Below are 14,832 nucleotides of genomic sequence, written 5' to 3' on the forward strand. Positions count from 1 at the left end.
GTTTTTCGTTTATTTGACCCTCCTTGTGCAGGGATAAAAACTTCCTCCACAGGTAGCGCGGCGATGGCTTTTCGAATGATAATCGTTATCAAACGCTGGACTGACGTGCTGACGGCCGCCTGTTCCAACGCGAAAAGCTTAGATTTTACTGTAGGAGGAAATTCCATGTCCAACCCGATCTCCGAAACATTCACATCCGATCGCTTCCCGAAGCAGCAGACGGACCGCCGCCGTTGGTACGCGCTTGCGGTGATTTTACTGCCCATCTTGTTGATCCAATTGAATACGTTCATGATTCAGGTCGCGCTGCCGTCTTTGCAGAACAGCCTGCATGCGGGTTTCTCCGAAGCTCAGTTTATGGTCGCAGGTTACTCGCTCGGCATGGCGCTGGCCTTGATGATTAGCGGCAAGCTCGGCGATATGTATGGCCGAAAACGAATGCTGCTCATCGGCGTGGCCGGCTTTACGCTTATGGCTGCGCTCGGCGGGCTGGCTTCCGATCCGTCGGTGCTGATCGCCATTCGGATAATGCAGGGATTGGCCGCCGCGGTTATCCAGCCGCAGGTGCTGTCGACGATGCAGGTCAGCTTCCCGCCGCAGGAGAAGGCTCTCGCTTTTGGAATTTACGGCGCCTTGATCGGCGTCGGCTTCACCTTCGGCCTGATCTTGGGCGGGCTGCTGATCGATTGGAATTGGTTCGCGCTCGGTTGGCGGAACGTTTTCTTTTTCAACGTGCCGATCGGCGTGCTTGTTCTGTTGTTGTTGCCGATCATCCCCGAATCTCGCGGGGGGCAGGCTCAAAGCATAGACTGGAGCGGCGCCATACTACTGATCGCTGGTTTGTTTCTGCTGATTTATCCGCTGTCGGAGGGGCAGAAGCGGGGCTGGCCGCTCTGGACGTGGAGCTGTCTGGTCCTGGCTATCTCCATTCTATTGGCCTTCGTCGCCGTCGAACTCCGCAAAAGCAGGCAGGGCGCCGTTCCGCTTGTCGACCTGTCCATTTTCCAGCTGCCTTCGTTCAGAGTCGGCATAATCACGGTAACGGTGTTCTATAGCGGCATGTTCTCTTTCTTCTTTATCCTAAGCTACTTCCTGCAATACGGCCTGCATTACAGCATCAAATCCACGAGTCTGGTTTTTCTGCCGATCGGCGCCGGTTTTTTCCTGAGCTCTCTCGTATCGTCCGGAATCGTCAGGAGATGGGGAGGGAACGTGCTGAAAATCGGCGCGCTGGTCATGGCGATCTGCAGCTTTGCACTCATTGGCACGCTGCATGCCGATGCTGTGGACCTGCTAACCATGCCGAATATGGTGATCCTGCTCGTGTACGGTCTCGGGCTCGGATTGGCCGGTACGCCGCTTGTCAATGTCGCGCTCAGCGAAGTGCCTGCGGAAAATGCGGGCACCGGATCGGGTTTGTTCACGACCTTTACTAACTTGGCCAATTCGCTGGGGGTTGCGCTGATTGGCATTTTGTTCTCGGCCGTGCTGAGTAAGCCGCTGGCGGCAGCGGACCTGCCGGATTATGTACGGGCATTCTCCGCCTCTTTAACCGTTACCGGGTGCCTTGCTTTTGCCGCATTTCTTTGTCTGTGCCTCCTACCCAAGCGGAAGGTGTAAGAACATGTGCCCGGTCGTGCTAAGCAAACAAACAAGCCTTCGAACCGCAGGGTCCGAGGGCTTGCTTTGTTTGTCGTGGACAGGAGGTCGTTTAAGGCTGCGGGTCGTCGATTTTCATATGGTACATCGTTTGGTCGCCCATCGACCAATAGGGGAAGTAGAGCTGGTCTTCGGCTATATATAACGCCATTGCCCGCGCTTCGGCCAGTGCTTGACGCCCGGTGCCGTCCAACCGGATACGCTCCATGGAAGCGTCCCCCGAGATCCCGAAGCCGCCGCTGACATAGTAAACCCAACCATCCCGGTAGTTCAGTCCGAAAATCGGCGTCCTCGCGGATTCGTGCAGCGGGATATCGATGGAGGCGTCTCCGCTCATTTTGCGCAGCTGCTTGCCGTCCTTCACATAATAGATCCACCCGTCAATGGTACTGATCTCCGTCACATTATCCCGCAGCTCTGTTTGTCCCGATCCGTCGTTCCCCATGACGTAAAGCTTCTTTTTCTCCCCTTCGCCGGTCAGATAATAGAGGCGTTCGCCTTGCAGAAAAAAATACTTGATGTGTTCCATATTGGAAAGCAGCGTCTGTTTCTCCGAACCGTCCGTTCTCATCCGCTCAATGCCGCCCGGAGTGTAGTAGGTAGCGTTTTTGTTGCCGCTGCGTTCGGTAAGGCGAAGGTAATACATCCATCCGTCCCGGACCCACAGACAGCTGGCATTCGTCTGAGAGACAAGCGTCCGCTCCGTGCCGTCGGTTTTGATTTTGTAGATGGCGTTTGGCTTGCGAGGCTCGGATGCGATGTAGTACAGCCAATCCCCAACCACATTGATGTAAGTGGCTTTATCGTCCGAAAGTTTGGTCTTACTCGAGCCGTCCGGCTTGGATTTGACCAACTGGTGCGCTCCCTCCGACCAGAGGTACGGATTCATGTACACCCAGCCGTCCTTGACGGCAAGCTTACCCCCGTTCGCCAGGTTTAACGCCTCCGCTTGAGTACGTTCCTCATCGTCGGGTCTGGCGCACGATTGAATGGCAAAGCCGCGTACGTCGTTCCAAGAAGTTTTCCAGTTGAACTCCTCGTGAGCAAATCTCCAAGTCATCGGGAAATAAGCGATGTTGCGGTACAGCAAAACAGGATATGGTTCGTCCGCATTAACGATCGTTTTGCCGTTCACCTTCACGGAAAAGGGAGTAGGGACGGCAGCTTGCGGACCACCAGTGCTTGCATTGACCTCTGCGGTCAGATCTTGTGCCAGAGAAGCGCAGCCGTCTTTTTTATCCAGAGACAGTCCGTTCTCCTTGCTCCAAGAAACGGCCAAGCCCAGGGAAGACGTATAATTCCAAGTCATCGGAAAATAGGTGATGTCACGGTACAGCAGCAGCGGATACTGGCTATGGGTCTGGTCGGTAACCGTGCCGTTCACGGTCACCGGGAACGCAGGGAACGACGCTTGAACCTCCGGCGAAGCTGCCGCCCGGGAAACGGGAGCCGGCCAAACAAGCATAAGGCTCAAGGCAGCTACTGCGGTCCAGACTTTCAAAATTTGAGGCATGATCAAAACTCCTTTCGGCTAGAGCTTCGGACAAGCTTTGCGGTGCTTGAAGGAAAAAGCTAACGTTGTTATTAACGCCGGAATCGCCTGTTTGTTGCGCGTATTTACAAGGGGACGAGAAGTTTGCGAACCGTCATTTTGAGGAGATTGCGAAAGACAGCTGTGGCACTGCGAGGATTAAGGCGTTTTGTTGGAATGTCTACTTAAAGATAGACGTTTAAGGAGAATGTTTATAATTTTTATCATAAGCCTCTTGATTAAATCTGGACGATATAATAATATGTCTATAGATAAATAAACGAAATTCATTTTCGTCTATTTGTTAGGTGTGGAGAGGATGAGTCGGATCAATGGTTCTACAGCATAAATCCGATGAGATCTTGCCGTCGTCCGGGCAGATCTAACCGCACGATGATCAAAGCTTGAAAGGAAGTAATACCCGTGTTAAACAATCGTTATGTTCGAACCATCATTTTATCCAGAGTTTGTCTGCAGCTTGGCATTTGGGTAAGAAACTTTGCCATTCTGCTTTACGTGACCGAGTTGACGAAGAACGACCCGCTGTATGTATCGCTGATCTCAGTCGTAGAATACGCACCGATCTTTTTGTTCTCCACGATCGGGGGGACATTCGCCGACCGGTGGCTGCCGAAACGAACGATGGTCTGGTGCGATCTCTTGTCCGCCGTCTCCGCTTTCGTCGTGCTGATGGTAATACACTCAGGCTCGTGGTACGCGCTGCTTTTTGCTACCTTTATCTCCGCCGTGCTTTCCCAGTTTTCCCAGCCGTCGGCAATGAAGCTGTTTAAGCAGCATGTACCGGAAGAGCAGCTGCAAGGTGTCATGGCTCTGTTTCAGTCGTTAATGGCCATCTTTATGGTGGTGGGTCCGGTCATCGGTGCGTTCGTTTATCAGCGATTCGGCATCGAAATTTCACTTTGCGTGATGGGTGCGCTGCTGCTTGTCTCGGCGCTGATCTTGTCCTTTCTCCCACGGGATACCAAGACCCCGGCTGCGGCGGACCGGAGCTTTGCGCAGGAACTGCGGGACGGGATTCGTTATGTATGGGCGAGCCGCCCGCTCCGGACGCTGGGAGGGACCTTTGCCGCATCCGGCTTGGCCGTCGGATTGATTTCGCCGCTTACGATCTTTGTGGCCATGGAAAATCTGGGACAGGACAAATCGTTCCTCCAATGGCTTCTCATGACGAACGGCGCCGCCATGTTGGTCGGCGGAGCTCTTGTGATGACAGTATCCAAGAAAGTAAAGCCGCAAACGCTGCTTGCGGCGGGTTTGCTCGTCAGCACCTTCGGCGCGATCGGAATCGGCTGGTCGACCAGCATCCCGCTGACTCTTCTTTTTCAAGCCACCAACGGACTTGGCTTCCCCTGTATCCAAATCGGCATCAATACTTTGATCTTGCGGAATACGGAAGGCCCGTTTATCGGCCGGGTCGGGGGCGTGCTGACGCCGATGTTTATGGGCATGATGGTCGTTGGCATGTCCATGGGGGGATACTTGAAGAATGCGATCTCACTGCACATGGTGTATACCATCAGCGGAGTATTATTTTTCGTCGGCGCGTTGATCCTAGCTCCGCTCATGGGGAAACGTCGCGAGGCGGGCGTAAATAAGGCGCAAGGATAACGGACGATATTTCTTCTGGGACGGGGAGTTTTGGAGTCGTTACCCACGAATTACCCACAAAAGGGGGGGATCATAACCCATTGAGAAGTATGTCGAGTTTGTCGACAGCTTCTCTTTTTTTGTTTTTGTTACGTGTAGATATACTTCACGTGTAATAGCATTGTTAATATGGCCGCGTAGTCGAAGTTCTACGCTGGCTTCAGCCATTAAGCTAGTGTACGTATATCTGAACGAGTGAGGCGTGAAGGATGATGGAAGTTTTGTGATCTGTAATATTTTACCGTATAAAATTCAACACGAATAATAGCTTCTGGGTATTAAGAGATTTTTAGGGAATTTATAAAAACGAACTTTTCTTTGGTGTCAGAGCGATATGCGACCGACATCCTATATTCTTTTTCCACGCTTCTTGCATTTTCAATACACGTATTACCGAATCTCCAATGTCTACTTTGCGAACGGATGAAGGTGTTTTTGGTGGAACCAGCTTATACTCGGTTATAATTTCGTGCATATAGTGTTTTCGTGATATTAATTCGCCGATTAGTCCAATCAACATCTGAAGGGCAAGCAGTTCTCCTATTCTTAAATCAGTATGTGCAAGGGTGAAAAGGATGTTATATCCTTGAACATTACCATGTTTCTTAGCTTCTCTAAGGAGCGCAGCCAATGCCTCTTTTTTTAGATATTCTGGCAATCATCTTCTGATTCCAGTTGTTTAACTGTGCGGTGGAAGACGGGGAGTTCGGCATCTTTTGTAATGTCTGTTTCTTTGCAGGCAACGTGAGCCAAATTAATAGATGATTGAGAATAATCATCTTTTTCTTTCATCTCGTCTAACATAGTTTGATACTGAAGTTTTGTAACTTCTTTCAACTTCAATAAAGCTATTGAAGTGACGGAACGAGAAGCGTGATTCGGAAATAAAAGAAGATCGGAGAGAACCGAAATGTTTAACGTCAGAGAACACATCATTACCAGCTATCCGTGGACGAATCACGATGTAATCGAAAAGTGGGTCGAGCGCGCGGAACGGCTGATCTCGATAGAGCAGGCTCTTGGCCGGCCAGTTAAATGTGGCTGAAAAGCAAGTGCTTTTCTGGCTGGCTACATCTGAAACGTCGACGGTTGACGACATACAACTGATATTTGATGAGGTTATCGAACTTAGAGGAAATGGCCAGATAACGGCGAGCTCGAGCAAAGAGGTAGGGGTAATCCCGGAGACTATTTCTTACCAGAAGCATCACACTGGAAATTTTGTTGTGAGGTACGGGGAACAAGAAATTATTGTTTTGAAAGATGCTTTTTCGAAAATCACCGGCGTCAGTCCCGAGGCAACATAGGGAAGCGTAGAAGCAGATCGCACGCAGCATAAAAAACTTGACTTTAATGTGGGAGGGAATTGAATGATGTGGAATATCGGTCACAAAGTCAATTGGATTTGCCAGGCATAAGGCAGTGAAAAGGAGAAGTGCGGAACTGTGCATGCGGTTGTGCCGGTTGGCTCGTATGGTCGGCGCTATTGCCGGAAGGCCTCGCACAATCGAAAAAAAAATTTGATACTAACCACGCAGAATATACCCGGTACATCATTGCTGTTCCCTGGAGCCGAAAATTTCGAAGGTAGATTATTACTGCCCGCGCCCGAACCTGCTGGAGGCGGCCGGCGACTAGCACATGAAGAAACCCACGTTTTTATGAGCGTGGGTTTCTCATCAATCTGAAAATATCTATAAAAATAGACATCCGGATTTTCCCAAACCTAGTTTTGTACAATAAAGTAACCGCTGTCTCCTCCCGTGAAGCTGCCTTTACTGTACGCGTAGACTGAGAACTTAATTAGAGTGTTCCTTGGCAAGGCGTCTTTCTCGCCTTGTGACAAGTAGTATGTTCTAACGGTGGAGCCTGCCGGGTAAGTCCATGATCCATTTAAAAAATCTCCGTTTGCAGTCGAAAAATACCAGCGCGATTCATCATCTGTTGGCGACTGAGACCATACAAGGTAACTGGGGGGAGAACTGAAAATAGCGGGATTGTTAGCTGGTTGGTTTGGAAGAAGTATTTTCGCTGCGGCAAACGATGCTGTTGAAAAACCTAGAGCGAGAACGATAGAAATAATCGTCATCAGTAGGGCACGTTTTGGGAGTTTCATCCTTAAACACCTCCGTTTTTTTGTGCACATGTTTATTTGAAAGCTGGCCAGCTATTCAAAATGTATTTCAACAACCAAACTATAACATAATATATAAAATATGTAAAACAAAGAATATTTTATGTTTTGTCTTGGTAATTAGGGCGTCCTTAACGAAATCAATGTCGAAGTGACCATTGATCGGATCATTGCCGTGCAGTAATAGCATAAAAGGTAAGACTGACAGCGGAGGTGCAACGATGAGTCTGTATGACTTACTGCTCGATTACCGCAAGGCGAAAAAGGATCTCATATCTTCGTACAATCGAACAATAGATAAAGAAGACGGCTCGTTGATTTCGGATATCATCAGCGATTGCGAGTTCGTGGAACAAGTGGCTTGAGACCGGCCGCATGCCGGGGAATCAGAGGGGTATTGATCGGCGTTCAGTCTACCAGCGAACAAAGGTATGGGACACTTCCTGGATGGAGCAACTGATCACCAAGCCGGCGGGGCCGGATCGGGAACTGGACCGATGACGAGCGGTTCAAACTTTACGATGCGATGTGCAATCTGTCCGAACGTGAACGGCAATGGATGTACTTGCTTGGGAAAGATGACGATTTCGCTACGCATCGTTACTCCTTCGGTGGCCTGAACGATATATACGAGAGCTTTATGCTGGATATAGCGGGCGCATGTCGAATGCCAGTGACGAGGTTGTTTGGCCAGGCGCCGGCCGGGATGAACGCGACCGGGGAAAGCGATATGGAGAACTATTACGAGACTGTACAGCAGGGGCAGGAGACGTATTTTGCACGAGTTATCGTACAAACTGCTAACCGATCATGTGTATGTGGGAATCCCGAAATAGTGAAGACCCCGAGAGCAGAAATGATCGAAATTCCATCATTAACGAAAGCACCGGATAAAGGTGCTTTTATTTTATCGCATCTTGCATTTCGACAATTTTTGTACCAGATAATCAAGAGATGAACTTAGTTAAGGAAAATAATGTATAATATGGATGTGAGAGGGTTTTTTTCTCGACATTATTAACGAAAAGGAGAGGTTCCTATGAAAAAAACATTCATAGCACTTGGCACTACAGCGACGTTACTGGCCGGCGTATTGGCACCAACCGCAAGCTTCGCATCTGCCCCTATGCAGCAGGAAACCGTTTTTGCTGCAGAAGAGTTAGCTGCACCTATGATTTCAGAGCCTAAGGAATTTACTGATGTTGAGATCCCTTCGAAAGATACAGACAAGATAACGGGGACGCTGGAAACAGATAATAGCGTGGTGTGGTATCGTTTTATGACACCGGCGAAACTAGGAAATCTGAAAGTAAAGCTTTTTGGCCCTAGCGGTCAGACCTACAAGATTTCGGTGTATGATTCCGATCCCAATAATAACACTGCTCTTTTATCCATAAGCCAAGGTACATTGGGAACAGTTAAGTCCGATAAATTGAAGGCAAACACGTATTATTATTTGCGTGTTGGTTCGACTACATGGAAGGCAGACAAGTCCCACGATTTCAAAATTGAAGCCTACTATACAAACTAAAAAGTCTTGCATGAGAAGCACTCTAATCGGAGTGCTTTTCATTTGCGAAAAAGACAAAATAAAACGGCAACCTTGGGATGAAAGTATGGCATTCGACAATTTTTGCACCGGATCATTTCATTTTTCTGCGGGATAATCCAAAATGAGTTTTAAGTCAAGTGATATTGTATTATATGGCTTGAAGTACACACACTCATCGGTTGGAGGCGAATTGGATGAAAAAGAGATTTTCTATTATTATGGCGTTGACTGCATTACTGGCGTTCGTTATTCCGAATAGCAGCTTCGCAGGCATAGGTGGCCCGACATCATACAAATACTCTACTTATTCGGCGAATAACGTTAAATTAAATGTGATTCAAACGAGTCCCGGTAATATTCAGTTGAAAGCTCTCAATCTTAGCGCTAATCTGGAGAATACAAGCAATATTGGTATAAACGGCGGATTTTTTTCCAATCAAGTCGAAGAAACGACAGGTATGAAAAAAACACATAATATTGCTATAAATAATGGAAAACCGGTCATTGGTACAGATAAAGCTGGCAATAACGGCTGGTACAATTCGGGAAACCAAGGCACGATTATTTGGGATGCGAAAAATGGAAAGTTTCTGTTTAAAGTGTTAAACAACGGTTGGGAAGTCAACAAAGCGGTTGGGCATAATAGTTATTGGGCACAAGGCGGCGTGTCGATGAGCCTTGGTTCGACAAGCTGGAAAGACACAATAACAAAGGAAAAGCTGCCGAACCCGGACGGAAAAGTCCAACGAACAGCCATGGTTTATAGCGGTACGGGAATTTATTTAATTGTGACAGATACGAAATGTACTGCCGAGGCGTTTCGGGCGGCGATTCAACAGTATTTTGGAATTAAAGATGGCTCGCCTAAAAATGACGTGAATGGGATATTTTTGGATGGCAGCGGTTCTTCTCAAATGAGGGCCTATGACAATAATAATAAGCTAATCAACATTAAAGGGGATAGCAGAGCGTTGCACCAGATTGTTACGGTTACCCCGTAATAACAGCGAATTCGGAAGCAGGCAGGCAGTCATTTAAAGACGGCCTGCTTGTTTTTTGTTTTGATTCTCGAAATATATGTATAAATATTCCATTAATTATGTTATAATGTAGAAGTTTCCTATAATATACAATTCGAGGTGATTTGATGGTTTAAACTTCTTTGAACGAACAGGCTGTCGATTCTGGAGAAGCCCTGAACGAAATCGCAATGTTTCGATCATTAAAAATGAGGAGTGGTGAACGTGCTTAAATCTCTGAAATTTCACAAAAATTGGGTGATCGCGTTAAGTATTAGCTTTTGCTTCGTGCTGCTGGCCATCGTAGGTACAGGGACCAAGTCTGCGGAAGCGGCGGTCGACATCGACCCTGCGGCCATTTATAACATCATCGCCAAGCATAGCGGCAAAGCGCTGGACGTAAGGAATGGTTCCTCAGACGATGGCGCGGCCATCCAAACCTGGACTTATAATAATAGGGGCAATCAACAGTGGAGAATCGTGCCGACGGGCGACGGCTTCTATAAGATTGTTGCCGTACATAGCGGCAAAGTGCTCGATGTTGCCGATGGCTCCTACGCGAACGGGGCGTATATCAATCAATGGTCCGATAACGGAGGAAATAATCAAAGGTGGAGCATCGAGCCCTTGGGCGACGGCTCTTATAAAATTACCGCCAAGCATAGCGGCAAAGTTCTGGATGTGAAAAACGGCAGGACTGATGACCCGGCGTTTTTACACCAATGGCCTTTTCAAAACACGGACAATCAAAAATGGTTTCTTCAAAGAGCAAATTAAGTTTGTCCTTACCTATAAAACACCTGCTACAGGTGTTTTTCTTTTGCCTCAATAATAAACCAAAGGTCTAAAAGACGGCCGTCGGAACGAATGCAGCGATTCACGAAATTTTCATTGTGCGACGGTTGGTAAAGATTGTATGGCGGGCTTCTTTTCTCGTGGATACTTGCTATAATGAGAGAGCAGCGCATGATCGCCGGACTTTTCAAACTCAATTTGCTGGTGTAGCGCAGGGCCGATTTGGATTCTTGTGATGTTGTGTTGGAGATAGGGAAAGGAAGAGTCGGAGCATGAAAAAAATCAACAAAGTCAGGATGCACGAAATGGTTTCCGAAGAATTGAAACAATATATTCGGAACAACGACCTGAAGAAAGGAGATAAGCTTCCTTCCGCGGAAACCATTATGAAGATTTTGGGCGTCGGACGTTCTTCTCTGCGGGAAGCTTTGCGTTATTTGGAAGCGTCGGATGTCATCGAGGTCGTCAACGGAAAAGGTATTTATGTGAAAGAAACGGCCCAGTATCAAATGTCTGCGAAAATCAATGTAGAGGACGAAAGGTCCGCTTTGCTGCAGCTCATGGACGTTCGTCGCGCCTTGGAAGTGCTCGCGGTTGAATTGGCGGCTCAGCGTTCTACGGATGAGAATATTGAGGAAATGCGCCACTATTTGCTGGAAATCGAAAGGACGCGCGGACAGGCCAGCTCGATTGCCGATATGAAATTTCATCAAGCGATCTATAAAGCAACCGGGAATCCGATTTTGCAAAGCATCGTGGAATCGGTGTGGGAGTTGTTTTCCGTATTCTGGAATGCTCCGTTCGGACATCAGGAAATATTTCAAGACAGCTTTCCGTTTCACCAAACCTTATTCGCCGCCATCGTAGAGAAAAATCCCATGAAAGCGCGTGAGGAATTCAATAAAATTATGGATAGTATGGAGCAGTCGATCAAAAACTTTCAGTTTCATGTCACGTAAAGTAACATTCAAATCCATTTAATTCCCAGTACAGCGTTTTCAATTTTCTTTCAAAGTGATGAAAGATAACAAAAGGTATTGACTTCCTCTCCTCCACCATATTATGATTTGGTTATCTCAACTGACTATATACCTGTCTGACAGGTATATAGGTCCAAATCATTTTCACGCTGGAGATTCTTGTCTTCATGAACTGGAGATAGCCTCTACAACACAAGCTATCATACAGGTATACAGGTGGGTAAGATTTCCACGGGAAAAGGCCTCCGTTAGCTCAAAAGGGGCCTCATCAGACACAGAGGTCTTGTCTGGAAAACAATTATGGTGGAGGGGTGCAGTATGAAGGGGACACAACGATGGTTGACCGTATCTTTGATTCCGGTTTTGGCGGCAGGGGCGTTAAGCGGCTGTTCGAGCGATGAAACGAAGGGAACGGCGGGCGAGGGAAGCAATTCGAAAACCGTGAATCTCAAGATGATCGAAAGCTTGACCAGCCCGGCAAGGACCGAAGTGATTAAGAAAATGATCGCCAGCTTTGAAGCGGCGAACCCCAACATTAAGGTTGAATTGATTTCTCCGCCTCTGGAAAGCGCGGATAACAAAATCTCCACCTTGCTTTCCGTCAAAGACGATCTCGATGTGCTGGAAGTAAGAGACGTTACCGTGAAGCAATTCGTGACAAACAAGTGGATTGCCGATCTTTCCTCGTTTACCTCCTCTTGGAGCGGCTACAAAGACCTGAATGCCAACTCGCTGGCTATGGCGAATTACATTGATCAAAAGCCTTATTATATTCCATACGGACTGTACCAGAAAATGCTGTTTTACCGGAAAGACTGGTTTGATCAAAAAGGCTTGACGCCTCCGAAAACGTGGGACGACCTGTACAAGGCGGCCAAAACGTTGACCGATTCCGCGAACAATCGCTTCGGCTACTCGTTCCGCGGCGGGGCAGGGGCCGACGGCTATATCGTCGACCTGCTGCGCGACTACAACGGCACGAACGTCAATCCCGACGACGCGATGTTCCTGAAAAACGGGGCTACGATCTTCAGCACGCCGGAAGCCAAGCAGGGCATGACGATGTATATGAACTTATACAAGGAAGGCTCTCCTAAAGACTCCGTCAACTGGGCTTTCGCGGAACAGGTGCAGGGCTTCGTCTCCGGAGCGACGGGGATGCTCATACAGGACCCCGATACGATCGATCCGGTCAAGCAGAAGCTGAAGGAAGGCACTTGGGCGACCGCGCCGATGCCGACCGGTCCGACCGGAGCTTCGCACTACAAAGTCGGCGCAGCCGGTTGGGGAATTACGTCGTATTCCAAGCATCCGCAAGAAGCGTGGAAGCTGATTGAGTTTATTTCCAGTCCTGAACAAAATGCGATCTTCACCAAAGCGGCTGGCGTTATTCCAATTCACAACAGTGCATCCGTTGACAGTTACTTTAAAGAAGGCGCTTACAAGCCGTATATCGATATGGCTAACGATACCGCCCACTACATCCCGTACAAACCGGAGACGGATTATAAGGGCTTCGGCGAATGGAGAAAAATCGTTCAGCAGGATGCGCAAGGAATTCTCCTTGGTCAGATGTCGATTGACGATGCTTTGAAGAAATGGGATGCCTACTGGATCAATGAGAAGAAGCAAGGCAAATAAGCAAGCACAAGCGGGCGGCGGATAGGCATCCCCTAGCCGCCGCCTCTATTCTGGGAGGGACCATGCATGAAAAACCGGGAAGCGACACCGTCGCGGGGTACGGGAAGGTTGTTCCGGCTGAACCGAACACAAACGTTTATTTTTCTATGCTTGCTTCCAACCCTGCTGCTCGTCTTCGGCTTCACCTATTTTCCGATTCTCAAAGGGATTAGCGTAGCGTTTCAAAACTATTCCTTGTTTAATTTGACGGATGTTCATTTTGTCGGCTTGCAAAACTTTCGTACGGTGCTCGCCGGGGATCAGTTCAAAACGATCCTTAAAAATACCGCCTTATGGGTGATCATCTCGCTCGTTTTGCAGTTTGTCATCGGATTTTGCCTGGCGCTGCTGATGCGCAAAAGCTTTCGCGGACGCGGGGTTTATCAAGGCTTCGTGTTTTATTCGTGGGCGCTGTCCGGCTTTCTGATCGGCATCATCTGGCGCTGGCTGTTCAACGGACAAATCGGCGTCATCAACGACCTGCTGCTGAAATTCGGCTTGATTACGGAGCGCATCGGTTTTTTATCCGACCCGAAGTGGGCGATGTTCTCGGTCATTGTCGCCAACGTCTGGTACGGGGTAGCTTTCTTTGCCATAATGCTGCTGGCAGCGCTGCAATCCGTGCCTTCCGAGCTGTATGAAGCCGCCGAAATCGACGGGGCGAGCCGGTTCAATCAGCTGTTTCATGTAACGATCCCTTACATTATGCCGACCATCATTTCAACGACCGCGCTGCGCGTGATCTGGATCTTCAATTTTCCCGATCTGATCTACGGCATGACCAACGGCGGACCGGCAGGCTCAACCCATATTTTGACGACGTACATGCTCGATAAAATTGTCTTTTCCGGCGATTACGGGCAGGCGAGCGCGATCGGGATCATCTGCATCGCCATTCTGGCGCTGTTCACGACCTTCTATCTGTTTGCGACTAGAGCGGAAAAAGCGGGTGATTTTTAATGAAGAAACAGCTGGCTTTTGCCGGAAAGGCAGGCAAGGCGGCCGCTCTTGGCCTTTATTTAATCTTTATGGTGTTTCCGTTGTATTGGATGGTCATTACTTCACTCAAGCCGCGTAACGAGATCTTTACGCTGCCTTTGCAGTATTGGCCCGAACGAATATCGTTCGAAAACTATATTCAGATTTTCAAAATCTCGAAGTTTCATATTTACATCGGCAACAGTCTTATCGTCTCACTGACTTCGGCGGCCGTCGTGCTTGTCGTGACCGTTCTGAGCGGATACGTTCTGGCCCGGTTCACGTTTCGGGGCAGCAAGCAGTTGATGATCGCCTTTTTCGTTACCCAGATGGTTCCGCTTTTTATCGGATTCAGTACGCTCTATTTGATGATGTCCCGTATGGGACTGCTGAATAAGCAGGGCTCCCTGATCCTGATGTACACGGTCGGCCTCGTTCCGTTTTGTACCATTATGCTGCGGGGTTTTTTTCAAAGAATTCCGGCGAGCCTGGAGGAAGCGGCGATGGTTGACGGCTGCTCTAGGCTGAGCGCCTTGTTTCGCGTCATCGTGCCGGTCATGATGCCGGGGATTTCGGCCACGTTTATTTTTGCCTTCGTCCAGAACTGGAACGAGCTGTTCATGGCCATCATGTTTATCGACAAGGAAAGCTCCAAGACGCTGCCGGTCGCCATGAACTCGTTTATTACGAAATTTGATATCGATTGGGGTTCGATGTCCGCCGCAACCGTGCTGTCCATTGTCCCGACGGTCATTTTATTCGCCATCTGTCAGCGATTCATCGTCGAAGGCTTGACGCAGGGAGCGGTAAAAGGATAGTCAAAACCATAGTGAAAG

The 14,832-nt window shown here is 48.6% G+C and carries 17 protein-coding genes; 12 read left to right on the forward strand and 5 right to left on the reverse strand.

Annotated features, from left to right (window positions below):
* Positions 1-165 precede the first annotated feature (165 nt).
* A complete protein-coding gene (locus tag PEL01S_RS08325; protein WP_063184658.1) occupies positions 166-1,620 on the forward strand; it encodes an MFS transporter in 1,455 nt (484 codons plus the stop codon).
* Positions 1,621-1,711: 91 nt separating this feature from the next.
* Here the strand turns inward: PEL01S_RS08325 and PEL01S_RS08330 are convergent, their stop codons facing one another.
* Positions 1,712-3,172: a DUF5050 domain-containing protein gene (locus PEL01S_RS08330; RefSeq protein ID WP_063184657.1), complete on the reverse strand. Its 1,461-nt coding sequence runs from the start codon at positions 3,170-3,172 to the stop codon at positions 1,712-1,714.
* A gap of 441 nt (positions 3,173-3,613) precedes the next feature.
* On the opposite strand from PEL01S_RS08330, the gene PEL01S_RS08335 reads away from it, so the two are divergent.
* Complete coding sequence (locus tag PEL01S_RS08335; RefSeq protein ID WP_063184656.1) at positions 3,614-4,819, forward strand: MFS transporter; 1,206 nt, start codon at positions 3,614-3,616, stop codon at positions 4,817-4,819.
* 337 nt (positions 4,820-5,156) lie between these two features.
* Here the strand turns inward: PEL01S_RS08335 and PEL01S_RS34405 are convergent, their stop codons facing one another.
* Together PEL01S_RS34405 and PEL01S_RS08340 are read right to left on the reverse strand one after the other, a co-directional pair.
* Positions 5,157-5,516 (reverse strand): site-specific integrase, encoded by a 360-nt coding sequence (locus tag PEL01S_RS34405; RefSeq protein ID WP_157244168.1) that lies wholly within the window; start codon positions 5,514-5,516, stop codon positions 5,157-5,159.
* Positions 5,501-5,794 carry a hypothetical protein gene (locus tag PEL01S_RS08340; protein WP_063184655.1) on the reverse strand — a complete coding sequence of 98 codons (294 nt, stop codon included), beginning with the start codon at positions 5,792-5,794 and terminating at the stop codon, positions 5,501-5,503. Before PEL01S_RS08340 ends, PEL01S_RS34405 begins: the two co-directional genes overlap by 16 nt.
* 83 nt (positions 5,795-5,877) lie before the next feature.
* Between PEL01S_RS08340 and PEL01S_RS08345 the strand changes: the two genes are divergently transcribed.
* Entirely contained in the window at positions 5,878-6,165 is a 288-nt protein-coding gene (locus tag PEL01S_RS08345; protein WP_063184654.1) for a hypothetical protein, read from the forward strand.
* Positions 6,166-6,584: 419 nt separating this feature from the next.
* Here the strand turns inward: PEL01S_RS08345 and PEL01S_RS08350 are convergent, their stop codons facing one another.
* Complete coding sequence (locus PEL01S_RS08350; RefSeq protein WP_127459997.1) at positions 6,585-6,974, reverse strand: hypothetical protein; 390 nt, start codon at positions 6,972-6,974, stop codon at positions 6,585-6,587.
* 239 nt (positions 6,975-7,213) lie between these two features.
* On the opposite strand from PEL01S_RS08350, the gene PEL01S_RS34410 reads away from it, so the two are divergent.
* Positions 7,214-7,357 carry a hypothetical protein gene (locus tag PEL01S_RS34410; RefSeq protein ID WP_157244166.1) on the forward strand — a complete coding sequence of 48 codons (144 nt, stop codon included), beginning with the start codon at positions 7,214-7,216 and terminating at the stop codon, positions 7,355-7,357.
* Positions 7,358-7,452: 95 nt separating this feature from the next.
* Here PEL01S_RS34410 and PEL01S_RS34905 read toward each other — a convergent pair whose 3' ends face one another.
* On the reverse strand, positions 7,453-7,590 hold the full coding sequence (locus tag PEL01S_RS34905) for a hypothetical protein (protein ID WP_197483521.1): 138 nt from the start codon (positions 7,588-7,590) through the stop codon (positions 7,453-7,455).
* Here PEL01S_RS34905 and PEL01S_RS35675 point away from each other — a divergent pair.
* The 8 genes from PEL01S_RS35675 (at position 7,552) to PEL01S_RS08390 (ending at position 14,814) form a co-directional block, all read left to right on the forward strand.
* Positions 7,552-7,950 carry an anti-CBASS protein Acb1 family protein gene (locus PEL01S_RS35675; protein WP_063184653.1) on the forward strand — a complete coding sequence of 133 codons (399 nt, stop codon included), beginning with the start codon at positions 7,552-7,554 and terminating at the stop codon, positions 7,948-7,950. The two genes, PEL01S_RS34905 and PEL01S_RS35675, sit on opposite strands and share 39 nt — an antisense overlap.
* An 81-nt stretch (positions 7,951-8,031) precedes the next feature.
* Complete coding sequence (locus PEL01S_RS08360; protein ID WP_010495163.1) at positions 8,032-8,523, forward strand: hypothetical protein; 492 nt, start codon at positions 8,032-8,034, stop codon at positions 8,521-8,523.
* A 215-nt stretch (positions 8,524-8,738) separates the two neighbouring features.
* Positions 8,739-9,545: a phosphodiester glycosidase family protein gene (locus PEL01S_RS08365; RefSeq protein ID WP_063184652.1), complete on the forward strand. Its 807-nt coding sequence runs from the start codon at positions 8,739-8,741 to the stop codon at positions 9,543-9,545.
* 243 nt (positions 9,546-9,788) lie between these two features.
* Positions 9,789-10,340: an RICIN domain-containing protein gene (locus tag PEL01S_RS08370; protein WP_063184651.1), complete on the forward strand. Its 552-nt coding sequence runs from the start codon at positions 9,789-9,791 to the stop codon at positions 10,338-10,340.
* Positions 10,341-10,630: 290 nt separating this feature from the next.
* Entirely contained in the window at positions 10,631-11,317 is a 687-nt protein-coding gene (locus PEL01S_RS08375) for a FadR/GntR family transcriptional regulator (protein ID WP_063184650.1), read from the forward strand.
* A gap of 339 nt (positions 11,318-11,656) precedes the next feature.
* Complete coding sequence (locus tag PEL01S_RS08380) at positions 11,657-12,979, forward strand: ABC transporter substrate-binding protein (protein WP_063184649.1); 1,323 nt, start codon at positions 11,657-11,659, stop codon at positions 12,977-12,979.
* A gap of 66 nt (positions 12,980-13,045) precedes the next feature.
* Entirely contained in the window at positions 13,046-13,978 is a 933-nt protein-coding gene (locus PEL01S_RS08385) for a carbohydrate ABC transporter permease (protein WP_108533772.1), read from the forward strand.
* Complete coding sequence (locus PEL01S_RS08390) at positions 13,978-14,814, forward strand: carbohydrate ABC transporter permease (protein ID WP_063184648.1); 837 nt, start codon at positions 13,978-13,980, stop codon at positions 14,812-14,814. Before PEL01S_RS08385 ends, PEL01S_RS08390 begins: the two co-directional genes overlap by 1 nt.
* The last annotated feature ends 18 nt before the right edge of the window (positions 14,815-14,832 follow it).

The organism is Paenibacillus elgii NBRC 100335 (genome assembly GCF_004000865.1).
Taxonomy (GTDB): Bacteria; Bacillota; Bacilli; order Paenibacillales; family NBRC-103111; genus Paenibacillus_G; species Paenibacillus_G elgii.

Bases quoted from the DNA above. Each gene is read 5' to 3' on its own strand.
- PEL01S_RS08385 (WP_108533772.1), top strand. From the start codon at position 13,046: ATGAAAAACCGGGAAGCGACACCGTCGCGGGGTACGGGAAGGTTGTTC.
- PEL01S_RS08390 (WP_063184648.1), top strand. From the start codon at position 13,978: ATGAAGAAACAGCTGGCTTTTGCCGGAAAGGCAGGCAAGGCGGCCGCT.
- PEL01S_RS34905 (WP_197483521.1), bottom strand. From the start codon at position 7,590: ATGCGTAGCGAAATCGTCATCTTTCCCAAGCAAGTACATCCATTGCCG.
- PEL01S_RS08375 (WP_063184650.1), top strand. From the start codon at position 10,631: ATGAAAAAAATCAACAAAGTCAGGATGCACGAAATGGTTTCCGAAGAA.
- PEL01S_RS08360 (WP_010495163.1), top strand. From the start codon at position 8,032: ATGAAAAAAACATTCATAGCACTTGGCACTACAGCGACGTTACTGGCC.
- PEL01S_RS08325 (WP_063184658.1), top strand. From the start codon at position 166: ATGTCCAACCCGATCTCCGAAACATTCACATCCGATCGCTTCCCGAAG.
- PEL01S_RS08330 (WP_063184657.1), bottom strand. From the start codon at position 3,172: ATGCCTCAAATTTTGAAAGTCTGGACCGCAGTAGCTGCCTTGAGCCTT.
- PEL01S_RS08340 (WP_063184655.1), bottom strand. From the start codon at position 5,794: ATGATGTGTTCTCTGACGTTAAACATTTCGGTTCTCTCCGATCTTCTT.
- PEL01S_RS08380 (WP_063184649.1), top strand. From the start codon at position 11,657: ATGAAGGGGACACAACGATGGTTGACCGTATCTTTGATTCCGGTTTTG.
- PEL01S_RS34410 (WP_157244166.1), top strand. From the start codon at position 7,214: ATGAGTCTGTATGACTTACTGCTCGATTACCGCAAGGCGAAAAAGGAT.
- PEL01S_RS08365 (WP_063184652.1), top strand. From the start codon at position 8,739: ATGAAAAAGAGATTTTCTATTATTATGGCGTTGACTGCATTACTGGCG.
- PEL01S_RS35675 (WP_063184653.1), top strand. From the start codon at position 7,552: ATGTACTTGCTTGGGAAAGATGACGATTTCGCTACGCATCGTTACTCC.
- PEL01S_RS08350 (WP_127459997.1), bottom strand. From the start codon at position 6,974: ATGAAACTCCCAAAACGTGCCCTACTGATGACGATTATTTCTATCGTT.